The sequence below is a fragment of the Alicyclobacillus sp. CIJ1 genome, assembly GCF_057538885.1.
Genome location: NZ_BAAJPH010000119.1, coordinates 1 through 25692 on the forward strand (window position 1 = coordinate 1; position 25692 = coordinate 25692).

25 protein-coding genes and 1 riboswitch are annotated in these 25692 nt (G+C 60.1%); of the genes, 9 read left to right on the forward strand and 16 right to left on the reverse strand.

Annotation, left to right across the window (positions count from 1 at the left end; genetic code table 11):
* Nucleotides 1-236 precede the first annotated feature (236 nt).
* Nucleotides 237-317: riboswitch (ZMP/ZTP riboswitch) on the forward strand.
* A 90-nt stretch (nucleotides 318-407) separates the two neighbouring features.
* Nucleotides 408-1265: a bifunctional 5,10-methylenetetrahydrofolate dehydrogenase/5,10-methenyltetrahydrofolate cyclohydrolase gene (locus AC27E8_RS10465; RefSeq protein ID WP_487097685.1), complete on the forward strand. Its 858-nt coding sequence runs from the start codon at nucleotides 408-410 to the stop codon at nucleotides 1263-1265.
* A gap of 81 nt (nucleotides 1266-1346) precedes the next feature.
* On the opposite strand, the gene AC27E8_RS10470 is transcribed toward AC27E8_RS10465, so the two are convergent.
* From AC27E8_RS10470 to AC27E8_RS10490, 5 genes are all read right to left on the reverse strand, one after another.
* The gene (locus AC27E8_RS10470) at nucleotides 1347-2378 is read right to left on the reverse strand and encodes an ABC transporter ATP-binding protein (protein WP_487097687.1); all 1032 of its coding nucleotides are present in this window, start codon (nucleotides 2376-2378) and stop codon (nucleotides 1347-1349) included.
* Nucleotides 2368-3177, reverse strand: a complete 810-nt coding sequence (locus tag AC27E8_RS10475) for an ABC transporter permease subunit (protein ID WP_487097688.1) — start codon at nucleotides 3175-3177, stop codon at nucleotides 2368-2370. The genes AC27E8_RS10470 and AC27E8_RS10475 overlap by 11 nt, the downstream gene beginning before the upstream one ends.
* Nucleotides 3170-4012: an ABC transporter permease gene (locus tag AC27E8_RS10480; protein ID WP_487097689.1), complete on the reverse strand. Its 843-nt coding sequence runs from the start codon at nucleotides 4010-4012 to the stop codon at nucleotides 3170-3172. Before AC27E8_RS10480 ends, AC27E8_RS10475 begins: the two co-directional genes overlap by 8 nt.
* Entirely contained in the window at nucleotides 4012-5088 is a 1077-nt protein-coding gene (locus AC27E8_RS10485; protein ID WP_487111474.1) for a sulfate ABC transporter substrate-binding protein, read from the reverse strand. The genes AC27E8_RS10480 and AC27E8_RS10485 overlap by 1 nt, the downstream gene beginning before the upstream one ends.
* 122 nt (nucleotides 5089-5210) lie before the next feature.
* Nucleotides 5211-5372 carry a YezD family protein gene (locus tag AC27E8_RS10490; RefSeq protein ID WP_195867332.1) on the reverse strand — a complete coding sequence of 54 codons (162 nt, stop codon included), beginning with the start codon at nucleotides 5370-5372 and terminating at the stop codon, nucleotides 5211-5213.
* Between the two features lie 180 nt (nucleotides 5373-5552).
* On the opposite strand from AC27E8_RS10490, the gene AC27E8_RS10495 reads away from it, so the two are divergent.
* The 3 genes from AC27E8_RS10495 to AC27E8_RS10505 all read left to right on the forward strand — a co-directional run bounded on the left by AC27E8_RS10495 (nucleotide 5553) and on the right by AC27E8_RS10505 (nucleotide 8195).
* A complete protein-coding gene (locus tag AC27E8_RS10495) occupies nucleotides 5553-5960 on the forward strand; it encodes a MerR family transcriptional regulator (protein ID WP_487097693.1) in 408 nt (135 codons plus the stop codon).
* Nucleotides 5960-7561 carry an acyl-CoA dehydrogenase family protein gene (locus tag AC27E8_RS10500; protein WP_487097695.1) on the forward strand — a complete coding sequence of 534 codons (1602 nt, stop codon included), beginning with the start codon at nucleotides 5960-5962 and terminating at the stop codon, nucleotides 7559-7561. Before AC27E8_RS10495 ends, AC27E8_RS10500 begins: the two co-directional genes overlap by 1 nt.
* Before the next feature lie 187 nt (nucleotides 7562-7748).
* A complete protein-coding gene (locus tag AC27E8_RS10505; RefSeq protein WP_487097696.1) occupies nucleotides 7749-8195 on the forward strand; it encodes a hypothetical protein in 447 nt (148 codons plus the stop codon).
* 176 nt (nucleotides 8196-8371) lie between these two features.
* Here the strand turns inward: AC27E8_RS10505 and bioB are convergent, their stop codons facing one another.
* From bioB to AC27E8_RS10525, 4 genes are all read right to left on the reverse strand, one after another.
* Nucleotides 8372-9388, reverse strand: a complete 1017-nt coding sequence (gene bioB / locus AC27E8_RS10510; protein WP_487097698.1) for a biotin synthase BioB — start codon at nucleotides 9386-9388, stop codon at nucleotides 8372-8374.
* Nucleotides 9389-9516: 128 nt separating this feature from the next.
* Nucleotides 9517-10650, reverse strand: a complete 1134-nt coding sequence (locus tag AC27E8_RS10515; protein WP_487097699.1) for an FAD-dependent monooxygenase — start codon at nucleotides 10648-10650, stop codon at nucleotides 9517-9519.
* Entirely contained in the window at nucleotides 10647-11405 is a 759-nt protein-coding gene (locus tag AC27E8_RS10520) for an ABC transporter permease (RefSeq protein ID WP_487097701.1), read from the reverse strand. Before AC27E8_RS10520 ends, AC27E8_RS10515 begins: the two co-directional genes overlap by 4 nt.
* Nucleotides 11402-12130, reverse strand: coding sequence for an ABC transporter ATP-binding protein (locus AC27E8_RS10525; RefSeq protein ID WP_487097703.1), 729 nt, complete (start codon nucleotides 12128-12130; stop codon nucleotides 11402-11404). Before AC27E8_RS10525 ends, AC27E8_RS10520 begins: the two co-directional genes overlap by 4 nt.
* Nucleotides 12131-12228: 98 nt before the next feature.
* Here AC27E8_RS10525 and AC27E8_RS10530 point away from each other — a divergent pair, with 98 nt between their 5' ends.
* Entirely contained in the window at nucleotides 12229-13233 is a 1005-nt protein-coding gene (locus AC27E8_RS10530) for an NADP-dependent oxidoreductase (RefSeq protein WP_487097704.1), read from the forward strand.
* A gap of 41 nt (nucleotides 13234-13274) precedes the next feature.
* On the opposite strand, the gene AC27E8_RS10535 is transcribed toward AC27E8_RS10530, so the two are convergent.
* On the reverse strand, nucleotides 13275-13505 hold the full coding sequence (locus AC27E8_RS10535) for a hypothetical protein (RefSeq protein WP_487097705.1): 231 nt from the start codon (nucleotides 13503-13505) through the stop codon (nucleotides 13275-13277).
* 356 nt (nucleotides 13506-13861) lie between these two features.
* On the opposite strand from AC27E8_RS10535, the gene AC27E8_RS10540 reads away from it, so the two are divergent.
* Both AC27E8_RS10540 and AC27E8_RS10545 read left to right on the forward strand, forming a co-directional pair.
* The gene (locus AC27E8_RS10540) at nucleotides 13862-14881 is read left to right on the forward strand and encodes a L,D-transpeptidase family protein (protein ID WP_487097707.1); all 1020 of its coding nucleotides are present in this window, start codon (nucleotides 13862-13864) and stop codon (nucleotides 14879-14881) included.
* A gap of 107 nt (nucleotides 14882-14988) precedes the next feature.
* Complete coding sequence (locus tag AC27E8_RS10545) at nucleotides 14989-15273, forward strand: hypothetical protein (RefSeq protein WP_487097709.1); 285 nt, start codon at nucleotides 14989-14991, stop codon at nucleotides 15271-15273.
* A gap of 58 nt (nucleotides 15274-15331) precedes the next feature.
* Here the strand turns inward: AC27E8_RS10545 and AC27E8_RS10550 are convergent, their stop codons facing one another.
* Complete coding sequence (locus AC27E8_RS10550; protein ID WP_487097710.1) at nucleotides 15332-16267, reverse strand: ketopantoate reductase family protein; 936 nt, start codon at nucleotides 16265-16267, stop codon at nucleotides 15332-15334.
* 139 nt (nucleotides 16268-16406) lie between these two features.
* Between AC27E8_RS10550 and AC27E8_RS10555 the strand changes: the two genes are divergently transcribed.
* A complete protein-coding gene (locus tag AC27E8_RS10555; RefSeq protein WP_487097712.1) occupies nucleotides 16407-17405 on the forward strand; it encodes an asparaginase in 999 nt (332 codons plus the stop codon).
* Between the two features lie 74 nt (nucleotides 17406-17479).
* Nucleotides 17480-18610 carry a GGDEF domain-containing protein gene (locus AC27E8_RS10560; RefSeq protein WP_487097713.1) on the forward strand — a complete coding sequence of 377 codons (1131 nt, stop codon included), beginning with the start codon at nucleotides 17480-17482 and terminating at the stop codon, nucleotides 18608-18610.
* A 59-nt stretch (nucleotides 18611-18669) separates the two neighbouring features.
* Here the strand turns inward: AC27E8_RS10560 and AC27E8_RS10565 are convergent, their stop codons facing one another.
* The 5 genes from AC27E8_RS10565 to AC27E8_RS10585 are packed head-to-tail and all read right to left on the reverse strand — an operon-like array spanning nucleotide 18670 to nucleotide 25663.
* The gene (locus AC27E8_RS10565; RefSeq protein ID WP_487097714.1) at nucleotides 18670-21009 is read right to left on the reverse strand and encodes a glycoside hydrolase family 31 protein; all 2340 of its coding nucleotides are present in this window, start codon (nucleotides 21007-21009) and stop codon (nucleotides 18670-18672) included.
* Entirely contained in the window at nucleotides 20975-22711 is a 1737-nt protein-coding gene (locus AC27E8_RS10570) for an alpha amylase N-terminal ig-like domain-containing protein (protein WP_487097716.1), read from the reverse strand. Before AC27E8_RS10570 ends, AC27E8_RS10565 begins: the two co-directional genes overlap by 35 nt.
* 27 nt (nucleotides 22712-22738) lie before the next feature.
* Nucleotides 22739-23767 carry a LacI family DNA-binding transcriptional regulator gene (locus AC27E8_RS10575; RefSeq protein ID WP_487097718.1) on the reverse strand — a complete coding sequence of 343 codons (1029 nt, stop codon included), beginning with the start codon at nucleotides 23765-23767 and terminating at the stop codon, nucleotides 22739-22741.
* A gap of 25 nt (nucleotides 23768-23792) precedes the next feature.
* Entirely contained in the window at nucleotides 23793-24698 is a 906-nt protein-coding gene (locus tag AC27E8_RS10580; protein WP_487097770.1) for a sugar ABC transporter permease, read from the reverse strand.
* Entirely contained in the window at nucleotides 24698-25663 is a 966-nt protein-coding gene (locus AC27E8_RS10585; protein WP_487097719.1) for a carbohydrate ABC transporter permease, read from the reverse strand. The genes AC27E8_RS10580 and AC27E8_RS10585 overlap by 1 nt, the downstream gene beginning before the upstream one ends.
* Between the last annotated feature and the right edge of the window lie 29 nt (nucleotides 25664-25692).

A 25692-nucleotide genomic window follows, 5' to 3' on the forward strand; every position in this document is an offset into this window, starting at 1 on the left:
CCAAGGCGACGCCGGCAGCCATGAGGGCAGCCACCGAAGAAGCGCGGCGCATCACGGCCACGGCAGGACTGCGCTTGTTCCACCACGCGGACGACGCGGAACCGACGACCCGCGGGATGGAGGTCAACGTAATCAAGAAGCCCGCGCCCTTGCGCGCCGTGTTCCAGCTTGCTATATTCTCAGTGGAACCTTTCGAAATGGTGGGTTCTGTTTGCCATGCCTTCACAATCGAAGATGTTCCGCTGTGCGACTGGCGGCTTAGCGTGGAGCACCACGAGGGAGCACAGCGATATCTGCCGACCGCCTGGGCCCGACGCACCCAGGCGGTCGTTTGCATTTTCGCGAGAGGCCAACGCCGGCTAACCGACCCGCTCGTTACCCATTCTAATCCCAGGAGGTTGTCCGCCATGCCGAAACCGTTGCTTGGCCGTCCCGTCGCCAAAGCGTTGTCCCACGATGTCAGGAAGACCGTGGAGACCTGGAAGTCGCGCGGCGTGCAGCCGAAACTCGTGACCCTGCTCGCCAATGACGATCACGCCGCGAGCGTGTACGCCAACCAAAAGAAGCGCATCGCGGAGCGACTCGGCATCCAGTGCGACGTGATCGAGCTGCCGCAACAGAGCGAGACGGAGACGATTGTGCGCGAAATTCAGGCGCTGAACGACGATCCGTCCGTCCACGGCATCATGATTGAGATGCCGCTCGCGCCTTCGGTCGACGTGCAGCGCGTGGTGGGCGCGATTCACGCCTTGAAGGATGTGGACGGACTGTCGCCGTGCCACTCGTTCGCCAAGCCGACGCCGGAAGCCGCACTCTACCCCGCGACGCCGCTCGCGTGCATCCGCCTGCTCAAACACTATGGCTACGAGCTCAAGGGTGCCGACGTCACGCTCGTCGGCTGCGGTCAGACCGTCGGCATGCCGCTCCTGCACCTGCTCATCGCCGAAGGCGCGACCGTGGCCGCTTGCCACGAGCACACGCGCGATGTCCGCGCCCATTTGCGCGACAGCGAAATTGCCATCGTCGCGGTGGGAAAAGGCGGCCTGCTCGGCCCTGACATGGTGCACGAGGGCCTGACTGTCGTCGATGTGGGCATCTCGCAAGGGGAAAACGGAGACGTGCAGGGCGATCTCGCGCCGGAAGCCGCGGCGAAGACGAAGGCCTACACGCCAACGCCCGGCGGCGTGGGCGCCGTCACCACGGTGCAAATCTTCGCCAATCTGATGCACGCCATGGAGCTCCAGGAAGCCGCAGGCATGGTGTAATCGCCTCGGTGCCAGGTGCAGGGTCAACGCGGCCCTGAGAGCGACCTGCCGATCTCGCCTGACACTTGGAAGCCTGGAAGCTCAGCGCGGAAAGATAAACCACCTCGTCACGTTCATGTGCACCCACGCGCCCGGGGACCAGCGATGGCGATCCGCACTCGGGACGTGAACCTCCCACACTTCGCCATCCTTCGTGCGAATCCAGCACGCGCTGTACGAGCCTTTGAAGGCGGATCGCACCACCTGCGCGTGCGCTTCGCGTTCGCTCGCAGACTGAAGCTCGACATCCTTGGGGCGCACCACCACGGCCACCTCGGAGCCCTCGGACACGGCGGGATCGACGGGCAGAGACGCGCCCGCCACCTCGATTCGGCCGTTTTGCACGGCGCGCGTCCAGACGTTGGATTCCCCGATAAAGGAGGCCACGAAAAGCGTCTCAGGCTTTTCATAAACCTCTTCCGGCGTCCCGAGCTGTTCGACGTTCCCCTCGTGCAGGACGAGCACCCGGTCCGCCACTTCCAGCGCCTCCTCCTGATCGTGGGTGACAAACACGCTCGTCACGCCCATTTCATCGTGGACCTGGCGCACAAACGTCCTCAGTTCACGCCGAATCTGGGTGTCAATAGCGGCGAAGGGTTCGTCAAAGAGGAGCACCTGCGGGCGAGGAGCCAATGCGCGCGCCAATGCCACGCGCTGCTGCTGCCCTCCCGAGAGCTCGTGCGGAAAGCGATTCGCGTAGGGCTCCAGCCGCATGAACCGCAGGAGTTCCCTCACGCGCGCGTCCATCTCGTCCTTCGGAACCCGTTTTTCCCTGAGGCCAAAGGATACGTTGTCATAAACCGTCATGTGCTGAAACAGCGCGTAGTTCTGAAACACGAGCCCCACATTTCGCTTTTGAGGGGGCAGATCCGTGACCCGCTTGCCCCCAATCCACACATCGCCCTTGGTTGGACGTTCGAGTCCCGCGATGATGCGCAGGATGGTGGTCTTTCCGCTTCCGCTCGGACCCAGCAGTCCCACCATCTCTCCCTCGCGAATTTGGAAGGAGACCCCTCGGACGGATCGCGCGCCGCCTGGGTAGATCTTTTCAACGCCGACGAACTCAATGGTCACGCAGGTTCCTCCCCCCTGCACGCTTCAGGAATTGCAACAGCAGGATGAGTGCAAACGAGGCCAGCGCCAAAAGGGCGGACACCGCATAGGCAGCCTGCATTTCGTTGTTGACGGACGCCTGATACACGAACAGCGTCGCGGTCTCGGTCACCATGACGATGCTGCCAGACACCACGAGCACCGCCCCAAATTCACCCAACGAACGGGCCGTGGTGAGGGCCAATCCGTACAAGATGCTCCACTTCAATTGGGGCAGCCACACGCGCCACAACGTCCGCCACGGCGATGCGCCGAGCACGTACGCAGCCTGTTCTTGCGTATCGCCGATGGCGCGAATGGCTGGCACGGTTTCATGCACGATGAAGGGAAGCGTCACGAAGATGGTCGCGAGCACCATACCCGGAAAGGCGAATGCAACCTTCACATGGATGTGCAACAGGAATGCCCCGACGAGCGCGTTCGGCCCATACACGACGATGAGTGCCAACCCCGCGACGACCGGAGATACGGACAGCGGCAGTTCCACCAGCCACTGCACCATCCGCCAACCTGGTGCGCGTCTGGCAATCCAAAACGCCATGGGAAGGCCGAGCACCAGGTTGACGAGCAGCGTCACCCCGGTGATTTCACCTGTCATTCGAAGCGCGAAGAGCGCCTCCTGCGAGGTCACGCTCTGCCAAAATGGGCCCCAGCCTCCGGCCAAGGCGCCTACGAGGACCGCGGCGAACGGAACCCCCACGAGGAGCAACAGCCACGCATACGCTATCGAAGTCCCGACAACCGTCCAAACCTTAGACATGACGGGTCCCTCCCTCAGCTGCAGCCCATCGCACGGCCTTTCGTCTCCCGAGAAGTGCCAGAAGGCGGGCCTCAAGGACAAAGGCGAGGGCACACAAGAACATGAGAACCACCGCTGCGGCGGCCGCGCCACGCTGGTCGTAGTTCTCGAGGAGTCCATAAATGTATACCGACGCCACCTCGGTCTGCATGGGCTTGTTGCCCGACACGATGACCACCGACCCAAATTCAATCATGGCGCGCGTGAAGGTGAGGATCAGCGCACTGCCAAGCGCGTGGCGAAGCGCCGGGACGATGACCTTCAGCCAAACCCGACGTCCAGACGCGCCGAGAACCCAAGCCGCTTCTTCCTGACGCACATCCAGCGCCTGCATGGCGGGCTGCAAAGCTCGAACGGCGTACGGCACCGTGACAAACAGGAGGGCAAAGAGGATCCCAAGCCGCGTGTAGACCACCGCAACCCCGTGTTCGGTGAGCCACCTGCCCACGGGCGATACCGGCCCGTACAGAAGGACGAGCATGAGTCCCGATACGGTGGTGGGAATGGCGAGCGGCAAATCGATCACGGCGTCCAGCGCGCCCGAACCTACTGGCCGCCACCGTTCCAAAACGACGGCGATGAGAAGCCCCATCGCCGTGTTGAGGATCGCCGTGACGAACGAGATCGCCAGGGTGAGTTCAAACGCCCGAATCGCGATAGGACTCATCACGGCCTGCACGAAGGAAGACCAGCCACCGGAAAACGCCTGTTGAAGGACTGCGCCAAGCGGCAGGACGAAGATGAGGATGAGCGCGCCCGAAATGAGGGAATCAAGCGCCATTCGCCCGAAACGCATCAGCGCCCCTCCAACACTTGATTCCAAATGCCGTTTTGTCCATAGAGCGTTTTGTTGATGCTGGACCAGCCTCCCACGTCCGCCGCTGTGAAGAGGTCCGCAGGCGTCTTGAACTGCTTCTCCGCCTCGGCCTTCAAGGAAGGATTGACTGGGCGGAAACCGTACTGCATGAATACGCGCTGCGCGTCTGGCCCCTCGAGCCAGTTGATGAAAGCCTGCGCCACCTGGCGATCCCCGTGCGCATCCGCATTTTTATCCACCAGCGCAATGGGGTTCTCGATGAGCATGGTGGACGAAGGAATTACTTCGTCGAACGTCTTGAGATGATTGCTCTTTTCGAGAATCTCGTTTTCATAGCTCACGCACGCGTCGCCGACGCCATTGACGAACGTCGTCATGGAGGCCTCTCCCGACTTATCGAGCACCTGCACGTTCTTCACAATGGCGGCAAGCAGGGATTTTGCTTCACTGGCCGAACCATGGCGCAGGGTGGCGTAATAGATGGCGTTGATATCCCATTTGGCTCCTCCCGATGTCGCCGGATTCGGAAGGTCCACAATCACGCCAGGCTTGGCGAGGTCCGCCCACGTCTCGATGTGCTTCGGATTGCCCTTGCGCACCGCAATCGCGACGATGGAATCCGTGACCATCCCGTGCGTCGGCGTGTCCTTCCAATTGTGCGTGATGAGCCCGGCCTTTTGGATTTTGTCAATGTCGGACTCCAGCGAAAGTGCTGCCACGTCGACCGGCAGTCCGTTTGCAATCGCCGTCGCCTCGGCCCCGGAAGCATCAAAGGACGCTTGAAACCGCACCGTTTGACCCGTCTTCTGCTTCCAATACTTCTGAAACATCGGAAACAACTTTTGCTCGTAGATCTGCTGTGTGACACTGTAGGACCCGAAATAGAGCGTGACCACCTTCCCTTTGACGTCCGCGGATTTGACCGACGCGCTCGCTGCGCTCGACTCCTGCGAGGAATTGGGCGATCCGCATCCGCTGACCAAACCTCCCAGCACGGCGCCCACCATCGCGCTCACACCTACCGCCTTCTGCCACGGCTTTCTCATGTGCTTCATGCACCTCCAAAACATAAAGGAGACCCGCCAGGCACAACTTTCCCTGTGCGAGTCTCCAGATGACTGGTCGACCCTGGACCCAGACGCGAATCCATGGTGCTTTTGTTCCGCGTCCCTCGCGGTTACGACGAGAACCTCCATTTCTCCAGGCGATTGATCTGGACCACCTGCCCTTGATGAACGACGATCTCGACGGACCCGTGCGACATGCCCTCCAGTGCCCGAAGGACGTGTTCCACCCACTGGGGCGGATGCTGAATGTCCAACTTGACAGTCGCCGGCATGCGTCCACTCCCCCCTGATTGAAGTTTCATGCGTTGCATCTGGCGATGGTCTTATCTTATTAAACCAATCATAATTGTCAACATTATGATGACATCATGACAAGTTGCGCATTGACGCTCACGTAATTTTTCAGTATATTAAGCCCAAATTCGCGCCATCTCGCGGCGAGGTGCATGCTCATGCGCCGCTACTACACCATTCGAGATCTCGCCGACATGTTCGACATCACGCCGCGCACCCTGCGCCACTACGAGGACGTGGGCCTGCTGAATCCCGTGCGCCGAGGCGCAAAGCGCCTCTACAGCGAGCGGGATCGCGTCCGCCTGCAACTCATCCTGCGCGGGCGCCGACTGGGATTCAGCCTGCCCGAGATCGCCGAGATGCTGGACCTGTACGACGCCGATCCGACCGAAATCACGCAGCTGCGCGAAGTCATTCGGCGAGGCGACGAAAAACTGTGCCAAGTGGAACTCCAGATCTCCGAACTGAAGGCCCTTCGCGACGAGCTCGTCGCGATGCGGAGCCGCCTCCAACAAGCGCTGGACGAAAAGTTGAGACAGGCTCATCAGAAAGGGTGTGACGATTGATGCGCGCGCTGTCGTACGCCTACGGCACCAACCACTTCTCGCAGGATATTGTACTCCAGGACATACTGCGCCACTTCTGGCCGCAGTTCGAGGCGCACGAGGCCGATCTCACCCGTTTCGGCGCCATCGCCGGCCGCGAAGTGTACGAGACGGTGTACCACGTCGATCACGACGCCCCACCCGTCCTCGTCCAGCACAATCTCGACGGCAAGCGGATCGACCGCGCCCGCCTCTCCCCCTCCCACCTCGCCTTGCTGAAAGCGCTTGCCTTCATCAACCGCCCGCCCTACGAAGGCGACTCCTGGCATCACCATTTCGCGTACGGCTACCTCATCGGCGATCCCGGCCTGTATTGCGTCCTGACTATCACGAACCAGGTGGCGTATGCGATTCACAAGTATGCGCCGGAATTCGCGGAGTGGAAGGAAGCGCTCCTCTCCGGCCGTGCGTTTGGCGCCACATGGATGACCGAAGTCCAGGGCGGGAGCGATCTCGGCGCCAATCAGACCACGGCCCGCTTCGACGGCGAGGTATGGCGACTCTCGGGAGACAAGTACTTCGCGAGCGGGGCTGGCCTCACCGACTACGCCATCGCGACGGCCAGGCCCGAGGGCGCGCCGAGCGGCCCCAAAGGGCTCGCCCTCTTTCTCGTGCCGCGGCTGCGCAAGGATGGGAACCTCAATTTCCACGTGCGCCGACTCAAAGACAAGAGCGCCACGCGCGCCGTGCCCTCCGGCGAAGTGGAATTCGCCGACACCGAGGCCTTTCTCATCGGCGACAAACATCTCGGCATTTATTACACGCTCGAAAACCTGACCGTCTCCCGGCTGGCCAATGCGGCAGGCGCCATGGGCATCGTGCAGAAGGCCCTGCTCGAAGTCATGCAGCGCGTCCGCCACCGCCGCAGCTTCGGCCATGCTCTGCGCGATCACGCCCTCATCCGGCGCGATCTCACCGACTTCGCCGTCCGCCACGCCGGCGGGCTCGCGCTCACGTTTCAGGCCATCGACCTGTTTGATCAGGCGTGGCAGGAGCGCCCGCCGTACAGCCCGAAGTACCATCTTGCGCGGCTGTACACCCATCTGGCCAAAACGCGCACGGCGGATCACGCGGCTCACCTCACCGCGATGGCCATGGAGCTGTTTGGCGGCCTCGGCTTTCTCGAGGAGTACGCCATCGCCCGCTGGCACCGCGAAGCCCTGATCACGCCGATTTGGGAAGGGCCGAGCAACATTCAGGCGCTGGATTTCCTGGAGACGCTGATGAAGCTCGGCAGTGTGGACGACGTGATCGACCGCATCGCGGCACCTCTGGTGCGCCGCAGTGTGCCAGGCGGACGAGTCGTGGTGTCCCGCGTGCGCCAGGAGGTTGCGGCCCTTCGCGCGCTCCCCCGCCCCGAGGCGGAATGGCAATCGAAGTCGGTTCTGCGCACCGTGGCGGATCTCGCGCAGGCGGCGAGCCTATACCGGCTAGCTGAAACCGCAGGGGAGCGATATGAGAAGCTGGGACAGCTGTACATGCTTCACTTCCTGGGTGGCCAGGAGTATCCGTCCTGGGCCTTGTACGATTCGTCCGTTTGGAGTTGGGATTCGCGCGCTTAAAGATGCACGAGACGGACAAAGAGGAATTGTAAGAGTAGCCTTTGCGTATCTCGTGCGTTTTGAATCCATGTAGGATCGCAAACGTAGATTCAAAATGAACCGGTGCGAGATGCGGAAAGCCGTCATCACGTTATCCACATCGAGGCGCCCGTGGTCGAGCTCATCATCGGCGAGGGAGTCATGTAGAATGCGAATCAAGCGAATTTCTTTTGTAATATTCCTCATTCTCTTGGTTGTCTTCATTTTAGCATGCTTGTATCTCTATATCGCAAGCCAACAGGATGCCTATGTATCCAGGGTGTTGAAGCAAGACATGGTTCGTGCAGAGGCGCAAAGCTTTCGACAGCTTCCCCTCGTAACGGTGGATGATTCGAATACCGGGGCACAGTATTTGGCACCGTATCTAAGCGATCCGCGCTTGACTGAGAAAGTGTTCAAACATGACCTTATCCTATTGGTAAACCAATCGAAACTGCCCTTTCAGGTGAGAGTCATCAACGCATGGCTTTCTAGCCCAGATTTCACCGATGGAAACGCGGTGGTGTTCGCAACCTATCGAAATGGCCTTGGACAGATCCGAAACTTACAAATCCTTCAGGACTTCGCGGTTCCCCACTATCCAATGAAGCATTGAGCATTCGTCCTCAGTGAGGAACGGCGCCGATCATAGGGCATGACTTCGCAGTCCTCTTCCATAGGTAGGACGCGTGGAATTGGGCCGGGCGCCTCGCGTCGCGCCCGTCGCTCGTGCACCCGCCCCTTCCCCGTCTGTTCGGCTCGCCCGCTGCATCCATGTTCAGATCAGCATCCTCACAACGCGCATTCTTCAATCTCAAACCCGAGGTCTTCAATCATCGCCCAGTCCTCCGTCGGCGCCTGTCCGGGCGTCGTCAGGTAGTCCCCGACGAAGATGGAGTTGGCCGGGTACAGGCCAAGCACCTGCAGGCTGCGCAGGTTGCGCTCGCGCCCGCCCGCGATGCGGATCTCCTTCGACGGATTCACGAAGCGCATCATGCAGAGAAGCTTCAGGCACCGCCGCGGGTTCAGGGTCTCCATGCCTTCGAGCGGCGTGCCCGGGATGGGATTCAGGAAGTTGCACGGGATGGAGTCAGCGTCCAACTCCTTCAAGGCAAACGCCATGTCCACCGCTTCTTCATCCGATTCGCCCATGCCAAAGATGACGCCGGAACACGGCGAGATGCCCGCCTCTTTCACGCGCTCCAGGGTCTGGGCGCGATCGTCATAGGTGTGGGTGGTGCAGATGTCGGCATATCGATCTCGGCTCGTGTTCAAGTTGTGGTTGTACCGGTGCACGCCGGCTTGAGCGAGCCTCTCCGCCTGATCGGGTGTCAGGAGCCCAAGGCAGCAGCAGATCTTGAGTCTCGTGGTGGCGCGGATTTCCTCCACGGCCTCGGCGATGCGCTCAACCTCCCGATCCGACGGCCGCCTGCCGCTGATGACAATGCAATACGTGCCGGCCTTGCGGCGCTCGGCTTCGCGCGCGCCAGCGAGGATGTCCTCTTTCGAGACCAGCGGATACTTGGATACCGCGGCCTTGGAGATGGCGGACTGGGAGCAGTACGCGCAGTCCTCGGGGCACATCTTCGACTTGGCGTTGATGATCATGTTGAGCTTGACCTTCTTGCCGAAGTACCGCCTGCGGATGAGGAAGGCGGCGGAGAGCAGATCAAGGAGTTCGTCGTCGCTCGAACGCAGAATGTCGAGGGCTTCTTGACGCGTCACGGCTCGACCGTCGAGGACGCGCTGGGCGAGAGACGCCCATCGGCTGGGATACACGCGCAGATCGATCACGGCCATCGCTCCCATCGTCAACCTCATGATGATCCTAGGTTAACATAAAGCGCCGGCTGCCGATACCGTGATGTGCGGGCGGCGCTCCGAATCTACTTCGGCTGCCGAACAGCGGAGGCCTCGGCCGCCGGGCCCGTGACGCGTCACCCGCCCAACATCCACGTCCACACCAGCCTGTCGCCGAGCGGCGCCATCCAGCGAAACAGGGTGTCCCGCGCGTACGCGGCCTTCCCTTCCCACTGCATGACATCGCCGAGCCAGCGGGTGACCTGCGCCATCCGCGCTACGCGCCGTCTCCGCACTTCAGCGTAAGCCTGAAACGCCGCCGCCAGCGCGCCAGGCTCCTCCGCCACCCGGTGGGCGACAAGCGCCCGCATGAGCGCAGCGCCGTCCTCGAGCGCAAGCCCGCCCCCAAACCCCAGGTTTGGTGTGATGGCGTGCGCGGTGTCCCCGAGAAGGGCAATCCGGCCCACGGCGAGGGGCAGGCCGGGGGCGAGATCGTCGATAGCGTGCGCGTAGACCCCCTCCGTCGGCGTAGCCGCCATCAACCTCGCCACCTCCGGCGGGCTTTCAGCGGCAAGAGCGGTGAGGATGCGCCACGCCTCGGGCGCACCGCCCGCGCGCCCCAGTCGTCTGCGATTGACGGTCGAAAACCAGTACACGTCCCCCGCGCCCATCGCGGCGTAACCAAACCGAAAGCCGCGCCCCCAGATCTCCCGCATCCTGCGCCCAACATCCACGCCGTGCGCGATGCCGCGCCAGGCCACGTAGTGGGTCGGGCGCGTGCGCGCCTGTACGAGCGATTGCCGCGCGGTGCCCCGAATGCCATCCGCGAGAAGCAGGCCGTCGTAGGACCGGATCCCCGCATCCGTGTCCACGTCCACCCGCCCCGCAGATACCGAGAGGCGGCGCACCTCGCACCGCTCGATGCGCGGGCTCCCCGCCGCACTGTGCATCTGCCGAAGCAGATCTGAGCGGCGCACGCACACGGGCAAAAAGCCAAACCGCGCCTCCATCCACGAGAGCGGGAGCCGATACAGCGCGCGCCCGCGCATGTCGGCAATGTCGCCCTCCTCGATTGGCGCCCACCCCGCGCCGCGCACGTCCACGCCGAGATCGCGCAGAGCCCGAAGCGCGTTCGGCCACAGCGTCAACGCCACCCCGCCCTCGAGCGGCTGTGTGGCGCGATCGAGCAGGTCATACGCGACGCCCGCGCGGGAGCAAGCTAGAGCGGCGCCGAGCCCCGCAACCGCCGCGCCCACGATGCCGAGCTTCACGTCAACACGTCCTCCCGCAGTTGCTGATACCGGTTGAACAGCGTCGGGTACGTCAGAAACCCAATCACAATGCTTGTCACGGCCGATCCCGCCAGGATGCAGAACAAAATCATGAGTTGGTACCTGACCGCCTGCACGGGATCCTGGCCCGCGATGATCTGGCCGGTCATCATGCCGGGCAGCTGCACGAGTCCGGTTGTCTTCGTGGAGTCGATGGTCGGGATCATGCCGGCGCGGATGGCCTGCACGAGCCGCGGGTACATCGCCTGCCGGGGCGTTCCGCCGAGCGCCAGAATGGCCATGATCTCGCCGCGGCCGCTCTCCACCTCGCGCCGCAGCCGATTCATCAAGAGGCCCGCCGCGACCATGGAGTTCCCGACAATCATCCCGGACGTCGTGATGACGTAGCGCGCCTGGAACGGGATCACGCCGAAGCCCACGAGCACCGCCTGGGTGAGGATTTCCGTGACGACGAGCCCGAACGCAATTCGCCAGAAAGCGCCCGGGATGCCCTTGGCTCGCCCGCGCGCGTTCCAGGCGGCGACCGCGATGATGAGGGCGACCATGAGGAGGATGAAGATCAGCCGGTGGGATGCAAACACGAATTTCAGGATGTAGCCAATGACAATGAGTTGCACCGCGGCGCGCACCGCGGCTATCACGATGTCGCGCGCCACGCCGAGGCGAAGCCACAGCGACAGCGCGATGGAAAGCGCCACAAACAATACAGTGAACGAGAGCGATACGTAACTCATGACCTCACCTCGCCGCCCTCTGCCAAAAACGCCCTCAGCGCTTCGCTTTGCGGCTCACTGAAGAGCTGATCTGGCGATCCGCGCTCCACGAGCCTTCCGCCGGCGACGAACCACACCTCGTCCGCCACGCGGCGGGCCTGGTCGAGATCGTGCGTGACCCACAGCATGGTCTTGCCTAGCTCCCGCTTTAAGCGAAGGAGCGTCGATTCCACCTCGCGCTTCGCGTGTACGTCGAGCGCTGCGGTCACCTCATCGAGCAACAGGATGTCGGGCTGCATGGCGAGCGTGCGCGCAAGCGCGACGCGGCTCTTCTGGCCGCCCGAGAGGTCTTCCGCGGCCTGGTCCGCGAGATGGGCAGGAAGATCCACCATGTGGAGGAGTTCCGCAACATCCCGGGGAGGGCGGCGATGGAGCTCAAGCCCGAACAGCACGTTGTCCCGCACGCTGCCTGGAAAGATGACGGGTGACTGAAACACCATGCCCACCCGCTGCCGCAGTTCGCGCACCGGCCACGCGCGCACTTCCCGCCCGAGCACCCAAATTTCGCCCTCGGTCGGCGTGCGCATCAGGTTGATCAGCGAAATGAGCGTGCTCTTCCCAGCGCCCGACGGACCGATGATGGCGACGGTTTTTCCGACGTCCACCTCGGCCGATACCTCGCGAAGCAGCCACAGGCCGCCTGTTTCGAAGCCGACGTTCTTCAGTTCGACTGCGGGCGATGCCACCAGCTTTCGCCTCCGCTCTGTGCATGGTGTATACTGAGGTCCGGGCATCCGTATTGTGCCCCAATGGTTGGTGTGTCGAATTGGACGGAGGTGCTCCCATGACTGTCACCGCCAAGCGCATCGTGCTCGCCAAGCGGCCTCAGGGCACGCCTACGCTCGACTGTTTTCGATTTGAGACGGTCGAACTCCCGCCGCTAGATGAGGGCCAAGTGCTTGTCAAAACGTTGTATTTGTCAGTGGATCCGTACATGCGCGGGCGCATGAACGACGTGAAGTCGTACGTGCCTCCCTATCGCCTCAATGAGCCCATCACGGGCGGCGCCGTGTGCGAAATCGTCGAATCCAAGGCCGAACATCTTCACCCGGGAGACGTCGTTCTCACCCAGACGGGCTGGCAGACGCACGCCGTTGTGCCTGGCGCCAAGGTTCAGAAGCTCGATCCGCCGCCCGAACCCCTGACGCTGGCGCTCGGACTCCTGGGCATGACCGGTCTGACCGCCTACTTTGGCCTCATTGACGTGTGTGACCCGAAGCCGGGTGAAACCGTCGTCGTGTCCGGAGCTGCTGGCGCGGTCGGCATGGTGGTAGGCCAAATCGCGAAGATCTTGGGATGCCGCGCGGTCGGAATTGCCGGGTCCGACGAGAAAGTCCGCTTTTTGACCGAGGAACTCGGCTTCGACGCAGCGGTCAATTACAAGTCGCCCACGTTCGCAGAGGACCTGAAACAGGCTTGTCCAGACGGCGTTGACGTGTATTTTGACAACGTCGGAGGCACAGTCTCGGACGAGGTGCTGAAACGCATCAACGACTTCGCGCGCATTTCCTTGTGCGGACAGATTGCGCTCTACAACCTCGACAAGCCGGACGTCGGCCCCCGCCCGGGCCCGCTGCTTCTGACACGGAAAGCGAAGATGCAAGGGTTCATTGTCGGCGACTACGCCCCTCGCTTCCCGGAAGGACTCCAAAAGCTCCAGACCTGGTTCAACGAAGGCCGGTTGAAATCGCGCGAAACCGTGATCGAAGGCTTCGACCGGACCATCGAGGCATTCCTTGGCCTGTTCACAGGCATCAATACGGGCAAGCTCGTGGTCAAGGTATCGTGAAACCGCCTGAAAAAGGGGCAAGCCTAGCGGCTTGCCCCTTCTTATGCGCGCCAAAGATGGTCGTGGAAAAATTGACGGTACATCCAAGCGGCCAGCACAGCGGACAAAAGCACATGAAGAACAAGCGCGATGTCATGTCCCATGGCGCCGTGCGGGATATACAGATAGCGGAACGCCACGATGCCGACCAATTCGAAACTGAACGCGAACAAGATCCCTGCGGTCACGATGGTCAACACGCTTCTCGCGAACGTCGTGAATGCGCGCAACACACTAGGCCCCCGCATTCCGCACAAACTTGGTATTCCCGATTATACCATGGAACAGAAGTGATCAACATCAAACATTCGGCCGATGAAAGGCGCCTGGTCCGCGTCACCGGGACTGGTCCTCGATCGTCTTCTCGTTGGAGCGCATGACAAGGCGCGATCGCGTGAAGATTTCGTGAAGGCTGCGTGCAAAAGGCATGTTGTCGGTTGAGCCGCATACACCATGATCGCAGTCCGATTACAGCGTTCGACAGCTTGTGACGCTGGCAATCGGTAGAGTATATATGGATGGAAGAAGATTCTGTCGACGACAGTGGGTTGTGCCCAGGTGTTCGCCGGAAGAAGACGGAGAGATGGTCATGCGCACACGGTGGATTCGTTGGATCGCTTGGGTGTTGGCGTTTTGCGTGTGGCTGAGTCCACTGCCCTTTTCGCTCGGCGCGACGAGCGTTGAACCCACACTCCCATCGCCGAACGTCCCGCCGTCCTCGTGGAGTTCGCTGCAGCAGGATTGGAAGAGCCTTCAGAACCTCGCGCAGAAGGACGTTCCGCCCCCCTCCAACGGCAAGCACGGACCCGCCACATCTGGACATGGGGCCAAGCCTTCGACCCCAACGAAACAGGGCGTAGTCATTGGCGTAGGCGATGTCGGCCCGAAGGCCATGTGGCTCAACGAATCTCTCGCGATGTTAGGGTACCTGCCTGCGACGTTCTCGCCGTCCTCGCCAAAGTCCAACCAGGCCGCGCGGCTCGCCCTGTCCGCCAGCGCTCGCGCGCAAACCTTCAAACCCTTACAAGGAACTTGGAAACTTTGGTATCACCAGCCGAACGCGTGGGTCTCCCTCTGGTCGTCCGACGAAGACACGCCCATCACCGAAGGCGCGGTGATGGCCTTTGAAGCCGAGCATCACCTCGGGGTCGATGGAATTGCAGGGCCGGATGTGATCCACGCGCTGTCCGAAGCGCTGGCAGCCGGCGAGACGGCCCCTGCGGAGCCCTACAGCTATATCCTCGTCTCCACCTCATTGCCTGAGAAGCTGGAACTCTGGGTCAACGGCAAACTCGCCCTGACATCGCTGTGCAACACGGGCATTCCCCAGGCGCCTACGCCATACGGGACCTACGGGGTGTATGTACAGTACGCTTCTCAGGAGATGAAGGGCAAAGATCCGAACGGCAAGCCGTACGACGATCCCGGCGTGCCCTACGTGAGTTACTTTGACCAGGGATGTGCGGTACACGGGTTCATCCGCCAGAAGTACGGCTTCCCGCAGAGCCTTGGCTGCGTGGAACTTCCCTACGCGGCTGCCGCGAAGGTGTTTGCGTATACGCACATCGGCACCCTCGTCACCATCACCTCCGCGCCCCTGTCCACGTGACTGTGTCGGTTGTGCGAACTTCCTCGCCTGGGCGGGATCGCACGACGTGAGACGAGGTAAACTTATTGAAGAGAGCGTGATGTCGTGCGTTCAGGAGGCGTGTAACGATGAAGTTCGTGTACTGGCTGATCTCCGCCGTCATTGTGCTCGGCGGATGCTATTACCTGTATCTTTACATCCGAAGGCAGGACTCCGTGGAAACCAGATACTATCGCCTATTGAAAGAATTTCCCAATCATCCGGATGACGAGGCGTTGCGCCAGGAGATCTACGCCGTCGGCCGGAAGTTTTACCGCAACCGCATGTCCGGGATCGATGATGCCATCCGAATGGATATCGAGCAGGCACTCGACGGCACGCTGAAGACGCCGGAGGACTACCAACTCCGGTGACAAGCGGATTTTCGGCGCGGATGCTCGGCGGTGACGCCTGTAGCATCCGCCGCCATCCCTAGACGCTTACGGGACGCATGGTCTCGTGCGGCGCGAGGGTGCGGATGGCGTGATACAACAGGCGGTTGATGGGCGTCGGCACGCCCAGTTGCTCGCCGAGTTCGACCACCTTGGCCGCGAACTGCTCCACTTCGGTCGGCCGGCCGGCTTCGACGTCCTGAAGCATGGACGTCTTGCCGCTTGGCGACATGGCGTTCAGAATGTCGTCGAAGCCCCGCACGTCGTCTTCCGTGAGTGAGATGCCTCGCTTCTGCGCAATCGCCACGACTTCGCGCATCGCCATGCGCATCACCTCGCGCGCGTCCTCCGACTGCTGAAACACCCCATACGGCGCGCGCAGCACCGCGGACGCCTGGTTTACCCCCACGTTGATCATAAATTTCCACCAGACCGTACGCAGAATATCATCGGGCGTCTCATAGGCGATTCCTGCGCGATTGAACACGTCGCAGACCGCGCGCACGGCGTCGGCATGGCGCCCCGTAGCGTCTCCAAAGGAGATGTAGCCCAGTGTCGAATATGTGACGTCGCGCCCCTCGCGCACCGCGTCGATGGCGACGCTGATGGCGTGGAGGACGACGTGGTGAGGGAACGCCGCCTGGATATCCTCCTCGCTCGCAATTCCGTTCAACAGCGACATGAAAATCGTGTTGGGGCCTACGTGGCCTCGTACCGCCTCGATGGCCCCGGCGAGATCGTCATATTTGACACAAAAGAGCACCAGATCTGCCGGTTCTACGGCATGCGCGGGCACGTAAAGCGGAAAGTCGATCCGCCGCCCGTTCACGCGAACGCCCGCTTGTTCGTAACGGCGCTTGCGCGCCTCGTCCACGAGCACCCTCAGATCCACACCCGGCGCCGCGAGCAGCCGCTCTCCATAACTCGCTCCGATGGCGCCGAGCCCCACCAGCGTGACGCGTTGCACGCTTGTCATCTCCCATTCCCCCTCGTATGCCAGAGCTCGCAGCCACTCTCATCTTGATGGAATCCGCCGCGACCGTAAAGACCATCTCCGTCGCGTGTGATACACTCTTGCTGCACACCGGCGTCAACGCGAGAAAGGAAGACCGTACATGAAACCATTTGTCCGTGTCACCCGCGGCCCGGTCGACGAAAGCTGGCACGCGGGCGCGATAGCCATCGCGAATGCGCAGGGCGAGATCGTCGCTCATTACGGCGATCTCGACTTCTTCACGTTCGCCCGCAGTTCCTGCAAGCCGATTCAAGCGATCCCGGTGGTCGAGTCAGGTGCGCTCGAGGCGTTTGGGCTTGACGACCGCCACCTGGCCTTGATGTGTGCCTCGCATAGCTCAGAGCCCATGCACATCGAAAAGGCGAGCGAAATCCTTCAAAGCATCGGTCTTGGGCCTGAGCACCTCGTCTGCGGGATCCACGTCCCGCACAGCCGAGAGGCGTACGAAGAGATCGTGCGTCGCGGAGAAGCGCTGTCCGCCATTCACAACAACTGCTCCGGCAAGCACGCCGGCATGCTCGCGTACTGCAGGGCCACGGGAGCCGATCCATCGACGTACGCCGAACTTGCTCACCCGCTGCAACAGGCCATCCTTCGCACGCTGAGCGAACTCGCGGACGTGCCGCTGGAGGACATCCGCGTCGGCGTGGACGGATGCGGCGTTCCGGTGCATGCGGTGCCGCTCAGGGCCTGGGCGCGCGCGTTTGCCTCGTTCGTCAGCGATCACGCCCCGCACGCCGCCGCAATGCAGCGCATTCTAGCCGCCATGGGCCATCACCCCGAGCTCGTGGGCGGAAGCCGGGATCGATTCGACACGGACCTCATGCGCGCGACCAACGGCCGCATCGTGGCCAAGGGTGGCGCGGAAGGATTTTTGGCCGTGATCGACACGGGACTCCGCCTCGCGATGGTGATCAAGGTGCTGGATGGGAACGCGCGCGCGATTCCCCCCGTGGCCGTGAAGGCGCTGACCGATCTCGGCGCCATCTCAGCCGCGGAGCGCGACTTACTGGGTGCGTACATCGAACCTGCGGTGGTCAACACGCAGGGGCGTGAGGTGGGCCGCATCATCGCAGAATTTACCCTCAGCCGAGCTTGATGCGCACGCGGCACGAACCGCAGGAAGGCGGGAAGCAGGATCTTGGAGGCGCTTGTCGAACATGGACACTGGTGATGGCCGTGGCTTTACCGGAAGATGTTCGCGAGTTCCGCAACGGTGCACAGCGCGCCATTCAAATTCATCGGCTGTTTGTCGCGCTCTTCCTCGTCGGAGACCTGCTGTCTGTGCCCGGCGAGTGGTGGCTGCATCGCGCCCATTTGCTGCCACTCGCCGTGCGGGCTTGGCTGTTTGCGCCGCTTGCCATGGTCTGCATCCAGGGGGCTGCGGAATGGGCAGTGCGCAAGTATCCTAAGTCCAGGGAAAACATGCTGATTGCGTCCGGCACCTTGCTCGCGCTTGTGGCCATCGCCGCGTATCCGAGTGCGGATTCGTTGCACGCCGCGCTCCTGTTGCCCGTGGTGACGTCGATACTCCATCTCCGGGTTGAGAAAGTCTGGCTCGCCGGCGCCGCGGCGTTCGCAGCCGAATTGGCGCTGACGTTGATGCAGGTGTCCAGCAGTGCAAGTGCCCAGGCCATTCTCCAGTCTCTGGGACACTTGGCGCTTTGGAGCCTGGTTCTGCTGTGGACGACGGCAGCATCACACGTTGTGTTGCGCTTTGGCCTCCGCATCTGGGACGAACTGCGCGTGCTGACGCGCACGCAAACGGAACTTTGGGTTCGGCAAATTTTGTCTGAGAAAGAGGCGAAGACCGACGCGCTGACTGGCCTGTACAACCGCAAATCCTTCGATGAATATCTCGACTTCGCGCTTCAGATCAGCGATGGCACGAATACCCCGCTGCACCTCGCCGTGATCGACATCGACAACTTCAAACAAATCAACGATCAATACGGTCACCTGGTCGGCGACGAGATCCTTCGCCGCACAGCGCAGGCCATCCAGCAGCACCTCGCAGCCGGCGACTTCCTTGCGCGCTACGGCGGGGAGGAGTTCGCGGTCATCATTCCTGAGGTCACCCATGAGCAGGCTGTTCAGAATATGGAGAAGATCCGGGAGTACATTGCCAACGTGCATCACGTGGAACTCGACGGCAATCGTGCCACGGTGAGCATCGGCTTGTCGACGCATCGCCCAGGAGAAACGCGGGACGAACTGTTTGAGCGAGCGGATCAATGCCTCTACCGCGCCAAACAGACGGGCAAGAACAAGATTGTGGCCTGGGAATCGGCGGTGTCGGGGTGAATGCACCCAAAATGAAAGGGCTGGAAGGAAGTAGCCCCCGTATCCAGCCCTTGAGTCCATCAAACTTGAATAGAAAACGATATCCCCTGCGCACGAGCCTCACGAACGTCATCTGGTGTGAATACACGAACAACGCTTTCGAGACTTCCTCCATCTCCCGATCCTTGAACAAGATTACACTCGATAAGTGTTCCTTCTGAGGTGGTGAGGGCTTGTAACACGCGATCGCAGTAGGCACCGTCTTCATAGCTAAACGTCTCCCCGTCGTCCTCATAGCATCGGCCCGAGGCTCGACCGTTGGCGTCCACGAAGACCTCCCATCCAAGATGAGTCTCGCCTGACCGCTCCAAGAGGTTCACGGGGATAGCGCTCCCCGCGCGCACGTACAGAGGGATACGATCGAGAGGCGCATTCGTCAAGATGTACTGACGCCCGTGGTATCGCTCACGCGTCTCATAATCAATCCATTCTCCATCGGGCAAATAGACCATTCGATGGGTCATGCCCGGCTTGAGGATGGGTGCCACGAGAAGATCGGAACCGACGAGGAACTGATCATCGACGTGGTGCGTGTTTGGATCGTCTGGATACTCTAACACTAAGGGCCGCATCACGGGTAAACCTGTCTCATGGGCTTCCCGTACGAGCGTGTACAGATAAGGCAGGAAACGATAACGGAGCCGGATGGCACGTCGAATGATAGCCTCGAAAGTAGGGCCGAATGCCCAAGGTTCCTGTCGATGCGTTCCCATGGCACTGTGATTTCGAAAGAACGGAAAGAACGCACCCATTTGCGTCCATCGTGCAAGCAATTCACCTGTAGCGTGATGAGCGAAACCGCCCACATCTGGGCCGCCAAGCGGAATACCCGACATCCCCATGTTGAGCACCATGGGGATGGCCATGGCCATATGTTCCCAAAAGCTTCGGTTGTCGCCCGTCCACACCGCTGCATACCGTTGAATTCCGCTGTAGCCAGCGCGCGTAAGCACAAAAGGCCGCTTGCCAGCCAACTGTGCTTTCAGTCCGCGATACGTGGCTTCAGCCATCCAGAATCCATAGAGGTTGTGGACCTCTCCGTGCGTGTACAATCGCCCGTCGCCTCGGTGGACCACGTTCACGTCCATGGTCTTCGTCTCATTGAACACAGCCGGCTCATTCATATCATTCCATATACCCTCAATTCCCATCTGGGTGTAAACCCGATGCCACTTGCCCCACCACGCCCTCACTTCCTCCGACGCGAAATCAGGAAAGGCACTCAATCCGGGCCATACCTCACCAAGATACACTTGACCCTCGGCGGTTTGGCAGAAGTGGTTGTGGGCCAGTCCGTCCATGTAAACGGGATATTCAGGATCCTGCTTCACCCCCGGATCCACGATGGGGACAACGCGCACCCCAAGCTTCCGCAACTCGTCGCACATGCGTGCCGGATCGGGAAATCGCTTCTCATCAAAGGTGAACACCCGATATCCATCCATGTAGTGAATATCCAGATACAAGGCATCCACGGGAATGTCGCGTTCGACAAACGTTTGCGCGACTGACAGGACCTCGCCCTGGGTCTCGTACGAGTACCGAGACTGATGATAGCCGAGCGCCCACTTGGGAGGCATCGGCATTCGCCCCGTGAGCTTTGTGTAACGTCGAATGACATCTTTGAGCGAAGCCCCGAAGATGAAATAAACGTCCAATCCGCCTCGTTCTGTCGATATTTCCACGTCAGGGTATCTGCTCCTGAAGTCAAAGCGGGATCGCCCTGGATTATCCACGAAGATGCCAACGGCCGTTTGGTCTTGCAGTCGCAAAAAGAACGGGATTGACAGGTAGAGGGCCTCCATCTCTGGCACATGAGGCGCGTAAACGTCTGAATTCCACATGGTGTACGCCTCGTGCCGCTTGTCAAGGGGCCCCGGCTTTTCGCCAAGTCCATAGAACCGGGCATTCTCGAGCGAAGTAAACGTCAATGCGCCGCCTTTTTTGCGCTTGTACCACGTGATGGCCTCGACGGCTGTCCGAAAGCCGGGATGGCGTATACTCCATGTTCCGTCGTCCCGGTTGATTTGAATCTGCCATCCAGTAACACATTCCAGTTGCACGCGCCGCTCTTCCTCAACGAGCTGCCAGGAGTGCCGCTGCGACATCTGTTCCACAATGGCAGGCGTGCTCGTCGGCCACTCCCCAGAAGACCTGCAGTAGGCTACGCGTAGCACGGTGTCGTCGAGTGCGGCGACACCGACCATGACTCCGGCGTCATACTGAACCGCCGCCCAGCCATCGTGATCCACATCAAACCGACTGGGTCGCCCGAGAAAACCCCAGTCGTCTGGCGGCGAGATCAGCGTATCGGGTCGAATCGCCTCACTGGTTGAGAAATCCGTCTGCTCGTGAATCATGTCCACACCCCTCAGTTGAATTGCATTCCCATATCAGGATCTTCCGTTCCTCGCCCGATGTCCGAGATGGCACATCCCACACGAATAGTGGGGAGTCCACTGCCGCGCCGAAGTCTCGACGTTTGCAAACAGCAATGTGAACATGCGGACCTGTGCCGTTTAGCCGTACATAATGCAGCACGCCAGGCTTCGCATCGCGAATCTCCATGGAATCTCCTGCAAGCGCAGGATGGGTTCGCTTGAGCCATGCGAGTTGCCGCACGGCTTCGCGAAGATCGAGCTGCCATAAGTTCGCGTCCCAGATCATGCCCCGACGGCAATCCGGATCGGTTCCACCTTCCATGCCGATCTCGTCCCCGTAATACACCATGGGAATTCCGGGTAGCGTGAAAAGCATTGCAAACGCCAACACAACAGAGGGAACATGACCGCGTGCGCGCGTAAGCGCGCGTTCAGTATCATGGCTGCCCAACAGATTCCACATCGCGCGCCATGCCGGACGCGGATACTGCAGATACAGGCGTACCCACGCTTCTACGAAAGCAGATTCATCCATGGATTCGTCCATGGCATAGCGCATGACAAGATCTCGAAGCGGATAATTCATCACGCCATCGAAGGCATCGCCCATCAGCCAAGGGAGGCTGTCATGCCATATTTCTCCTATCAACAGGATATCAGGTTTCAAGGCGCGCAGTTCGGACCGCAACCGTGGCCAAAAGTGGGGATCGATTTCGTTGGCGACGTCAAAACGCCATCCGTCGATATCGCACTCGAGAACATAGTGTTTGGCCACATGCAGAAAGTATTCTTCGGCAGCAGGCTCTGCCAAGTTCAGTTTTGGCATATGTCGAAGGCGCGTCGCGAAAGTCTCATAATTCACGGATTCGACGTCAACGCGGTCCCCATGCACGAAGAACCAAGACCAATAGGGAGACGCCGTACCGCGCGTAATGACGTCCTGAAAGGGGGCAAATTGAAAGCCCGAGTGGTTGAAAACTGCGTCGAGAACCACGCGAATCCCGAGGCGGTGAGCTTCTCGTACGAGCATTTGCAGATCGGCCAAGGTACCGAATGCGGGATCTACGGCAAAATAGTCTTGCGTGTCGTATTTGTGGTTCGATGGAGCCTGGAAGATGGGCGTGAGGTAGATCAGATTCACGCCGAGATCGCTCAGGTATGGGAGTTTGTCCACAATCCCTTGAAGGTTCCCACCGAACACACTGTTAGAAGTTGGACGCGCGTTCCAAGGAGCCGTTGGACGTGCCAATGGATGTCCACCCACGGCAAACCGGTCGGGAAATATTTGATAAGCCACCGCATGTCCCACCCAATCTGGGACAGCGAGAACCCGAGATGGATGAATGTACGGATAATGAAAGGGCTGGACAGCATCCAAGGTATCCGCGAGCCCGCCCTCACCCAGGTACACAACCCGTCCAGTTGAGGATAACACTTCAAATGCATACTTCAGTCTTCGCGTCGGTGTGGCAACTTGACACGTAAACCAGTCAAATGTTCCGTCTGATCCGTATCTTCGAGCCTCACTTGAATCCTGATAGTCAGGTTCGTAACGATCTCCGAAGTGTACCCGCACCCGCTGTGCGGGTGTGCATCGCGCAACGCGGAACACGAGAACCATGGTTGACAAGTCAAGCGGGTAAGCGTCTGCCGCCCAACGATGCTGCCACACAAGTTCCATGGACAACCCCCCCGGGACCGCCATTCTTCAGGTCGTCAACGTGCCGATGGGTTTTGCACCACAGGAATATCGAATCACCAGTTCATGCTTGACAATGACATGCCGTTGCAGAGGTTTGCCTTGGTCAATCTCCTCAAGCAAAAGTTCGGCAGATCGGACACCCAGCTCATGCATGTGAACCCGCACACTGGTCAGCGCCGGATGGGCGAGCTCTGCCAAGCGAATATCGTTAAATCCGACGATGGCGAGATCGCCAGGTACCTCGAATCCTAGTTCATGAGCCGCACGCATGCCGCCAAACGCCAGCACGTCGTCTGCACACAGGACCGCGGTGGGCCTATCGGGGATCGCAAGCAGGCGCATCATGCCGAGATAGCCTCCTTGCTCAAGAAAGAAACTTGAAACCTCGAGCCGAGAATCAGGTTCCACACCGTGGTCCATTAGGGCTTGTCGATAGCCGGCGACGCGATCCATCGTCACAACCAAGTCGGAAGCGCCTCCTAAAAATCCAATGCGGCGGTGCCCCAGGTTCAACAAGTGAACTGTCGCATCGTAAGCGGCTCGCTGATTGTCGTTATTCACCCAACTGATGGGTGCTGGATCAGCGGGTCGGCCGAGAAGAACAGCGGGACAGCGCAACTTCGCGACCTCCTGCAGGACGGGATCGCCTTGGCGCGCGCCGATGAGGAGAACGCCGTCCACACGCCTCCCCCGTATCATGTGATCCAGGGTCTCGATCTCGCCCCGGGCCGAGGTGGAAAGCACGGTGTCAACCCCATGCTGCCGGGCCACCTCGGCCACGCCCGCCATCCACTCGGCGAAGAATGGATTCACAAAGAACTCCTGCGCCGAGGGAGGGATCAGAATGCCGATAGCCCCGGTCGAATTCGTCACCAGGCCGCGCGCAAAGGCGTTCGGGTGGTAGTTCAGTTGTTCAAGCGCAGCTCGAACCCTCCTCTTGGTCTCTTCCGAGATGCGGGGCGAGTTGGCGAGCACTCGGGACACGGTGGACGGCGACACATTGGCGAGGCGCGCAACGTCTTTAATGGTGGCCACGGCGTACCCCTCCTTCCAGCAAACATCAGCCTTTTACCGAGCCCGCCACCAACCCTTTTGTCAGGTATCGCTGTGCGATGGCAAACACGATGGCAAGCGGCACAGCCGACAAGAGTGCAGCTGCGGCGAATTCTCCCCAGTTCTTGGCGAACTGCCCGCTAATCAGATTGTACATTCCAACACCGAGTGTGTAATTCCAAGGCGACTGAAGAATCGTACCGGCGAACATGTACTCGCTGAAGATGCCAACAAGGGTCAGAAAGAAAATCACGACCATCATCGGAGTGGACAAGGGCAACGTCACATGAACAAACCTCTGCCAAGTCGTCGCACCGTCGATCACGGCGGCCTCGTCCAGTTCTTTCGGCACGGAATCCATGTACCCCTTGAGGAGCCAGATGTTAAAGGCACTCGTTCCAAGCATGACGAGGATATACGAGCTCAACATATCAATCATGTTTAACTTCGCAAGCGCGGTGTAGAAGGCTGCGATTGCCAAGATATTGGGAAACATCTGAAGAAGTAATAGGGTCATTAAACCGTACTTCCGCCCGTAAAACCTCAGCTTAGAAAAGGCGAAAGCGGACATCGCTGTGATGAACGATTGCGCCACCGCGACGACAACGCCGACCACTAAACTGTTGCGAACCCACGTCCAAAACTGGCCACCTTGAAACAGGGCTTTGTAGTTCGCCAAGGAGGCATTTGACGGGAACAACGAAAACGAAATGTACGAATTCGACGGATTGAATGACGCAATCACGACAAACCACATGGGGAGTAGAACCATGACGATGACGCACCAAATGACGATGCGCGACACCCAGAGGGCGACTCGCTCTCCTGGTCGCATGGAACGACGCCGGCGCGAACGAGATTCGATCGGGTGCTGGGACTTTAGCGCTGAGAAACTCTGACTCGAGATGGTCATCACGCGTCGACCTCCTTAAAGGCTCCGGTATAGCGCATCTGCACCCAGCTGATCAGAGCCACGAGAATGAACAATAACACAGAAATGGTCGCTCCTAGGTCATAGCGGTTGAACGTGAGTGTCATTTTGTAGGCTGCTGTTGCCAAAATGTCCGTTTGACCCAGGAATGGGTTGTTCGAATTGGGCGGTCCGCCTCCAGTCAACAGATACGATGCGTTAAAGTTATTGAAGTTGTAGGAAAAAGACGGTATCAGGAGCGGCAATGAGATTCGCCACACTGAAGGCATGGTCACATAACGAAACACTTGCCACCAGTTGGCTCCGTCAATTTCCGCGGCCTCATATTGGTCGGTCGGGATCGACTGCAGAGCACCTAAACAAACGGTCATCATGTAAGGGAAACCGGCCCAAACATTGACCATGATCACAGCCACCCGGGCCCATAACGCGCTCGTGAGCCAGGGAATACGCGGAAGGCCAAACACGCCATGCAAAAGTGCATTGATTTGCCCGTACTGATCGTTCAACAGGCCCTGCCATGCGAGCATTGAAATGAGGTTCGGAACCGCCCAAGGCACGATGAGCAGTGTTCGATAGAGAGTGCGCTCCCGCATGTGTTTGTTATTGAGTAGGACGGCGAGGAACAATCCCACGAGATACGCGAGCGCCGTGGTACAGAGCGCGTACACCAAGGTCCAGATGAATGTCGGCAAAAACAGATTCGACAACGGATCATGCGGATTTAAAAGTTCCTCATAGTTCTTCAAACCTACGAACTGATAAGAAAGAAAGTGCATTTGATTAAAATTGGTAAATGAGATGTAGATGGTGTAAAAGACAGGAAGAATACTCAGAACACAGATCGTGACGAGCGCTGGAGAGAGGTACCCGTAGGCGACCCAATCCACGCGCCGCTTTGCGCGCTCCCGGCCGTGAGACCTTCTCATCTCCATGACGGTGGCCATAGGCTTACCCCCTCGTAAGGAAAGGAGCC

Coding starts and splice junctions, on each gene's coding strand:
- AC27E8_RS10480 (WP_487097689.1), bottom strand. CDS start 4,012: ATGCGTTTCGGGCGAATGGCGCTTGATTCCCTCATTTCGGGCGCGCTC.
- AC27E8_RS10495 (WP_487097693.1), top strand. CDS start 5,553: ATGCGCCGCTACTACACCATTCGAGATCTCGCCGACATGTTCGACATC.
- AC27E8_RS10560 (WP_487097713.1), top strand. CDS start 17,480: ATGGCCGTGGCTTTACCGGAAGATGTTCGCGAGTTCCGCAACGGTGCA.
- AC27E8_RS10500 (WP_487097695.1), top strand. CDS start 5,960: ATGCGCGCGCTGTCGTACGCCTACGGCACCAACCACTTCTCGCAGGAT.
- AC27E8_RS10490 (WP_195867332.1), bottom strand. CDS start 5,372: ATGCCGGCGACTGTCAAGTTGGACATTCAGCATCCGCCCCAGTGGGTG.
- AC27E8_RS10475 (WP_487097688.1), bottom strand. CDS start 3,177: ATGTCTAAGGTTTGGACGGTTGTCGGGACTTCGATAGCGTATGCGTGG.
- bioB (WP_487097698.1), bottom strand. CDS start 9,388: ATGGGAGCGATGGCCGTGATCGATCTGCGCGTGTATCCCAGCCGATGG.
- AC27E8_RS10540 (WP_487097707.1), top strand. CDS start 13,862: ATGCGCACACGGTGGATTCGTTGGATCGCTTGGGTGTTGGCGTTTTGC.
- AC27E8_RS10520 (WP_487097701.1), bottom strand. CDS start 11,405: ATGAGTTACGTATCGCTCTCGTTCACTGTATTGTTTGTGGCGCTTTCC.
- AC27E8_RS10485 (WP_487111474.1), bottom strand. CDS start 5,088: ATGAAGCACATGAGAAAGCCGTGGCAGAAGGCGGTAGGTGTGAGCGCG.
- AC27E8_RS10570 (WP_487097716.1), bottom strand. CDS start 22,711: ATGGAACTTGTGTGGCAGCATCGTTGGGCGGCAGACGCTTACCCGCTT.
- AC27E8_RS10585 (WP_487097719.1), bottom strand. CDS start 25,663: ATGGCCACCGTCATGGAGATGAGAAGGTCTCACGGCCGGGAGCGCGCA.
- AC27E8_RS10555 (WP_487097712.1), top strand. CDS start 16,407: ATGAAACCATTTGTCCGTGTCACCCGCGGCCCGGTCGACGAAAGCTGG.
- AC27E8_RS10505 (WP_487097696.1), top strand. CDS start 7,749: ATGCGAATCAAGCGAATTTCTTTTGTAATATTCCTCATTCTCTTGGTT.
- AC27E8_RS10530 (WP_487097704.1), top strand. CDS start 12,229: ATGACTGTCACCGCCAAGCGCATCGTGCTCGCCAAGCGGCCTCAGGGC.
- AC27E8_RS10565 (WP_487097714.1), bottom strand. CDS start 21,009: ATGATTCACGAGCAGACGGATTTCTCAACCAGTGAGGCGATTCGACCC.
- AC27E8_RS10550 (WP_487097710.1), bottom strand. CDS start 16,267: ATGACAAGCGTGCAACGCGTCACGCTGGTGGGGCTCGGCGCCATCGGA.
- AC27E8_RS10545 (WP_487097709.1), top strand. CDS start 14,989: ATGAAGTTCGTGTACTGGCTGATCTCCGCCGTCATTGTGCTCGGCGGA.
- AC27E8_RS10465 (WP_487097685.1), top strand. CDS start 408: ATGCCGAAACCGTTGCTTGGCCGTCCCGTCGCCAAAGCGTTGTCCCAC.
- AC27E8_RS10580 (WP_487097770.1), bottom strand. CDS start 24,698: ATGACCATCTCGAGTCAGAGTTTCTCAGCGCTAAAGTCCCAGCACCCG.